1 protein-coding gene is annotated in these 454 nt (G+C 61.9%); it reads right to left on the reverse strand.

Annotated elements, in window-relative coordinates; all coding sequences use genetic code 11:
* Nucleotides 1-454, reverse strand: a 454-nt coding sequence (locus AACY52_RS31110; RefSeq protein ID WP_339561510.1) for an AIR synthase related protein, incomplete at both ends; no start/stop codon positions are given.

The raw sequence follows: 454 nt of genomic DNA on the forward strand, positions 1-454 counted from the left end.
ACGCAATTGCCGTAGCCGCCAATGCCATGCACAACGCCCGAAATGAGGTGGCGCATCTTGGGATGATCGGGCCGACCGAAGCGCAGCGCGTTGAGGTTGGCGACGGGCCGCGCGCCCATCGTAAAGACGTCGCGCAAACTGCCACCAACGCCGGTCGCTGCGCCCTGATAAGGCTCGATATAGGACGGGTGGTTGTGGCTCTCCATCTTGAAGATCGCCGCCTGGCCATCGCCAATGTCGACCACGCCGGCATTCTCGCCGGGGCCGCAAATCACTTGCGGGCCGGTGGTCGGCAGCTTTTTCAAATGGATGCGGCTGGATTTATACGAGCAATGCTCGGACCACATGACCGAGAAAATGCCAAGCTCGGTCAGATTGGGCTCGCGGCCCATCGCGTGCAGGACACGCTCATATTCTTCAGGGGACAGCCCGTGCTGGGCGACGATCTCTGGGG

Source organism: Pseudomonas sp. EA_65y_Pfl1_P113, from assembly GCF_963970525.1.
Taxonomy (GTDB): domain Bacteria; phylum Pseudomonadota; class Gammaproteobacteria; order Pseudomonadales; family Pseudomonadaceae; genus Aquipseudomonas; species Aquipseudomonas tritici.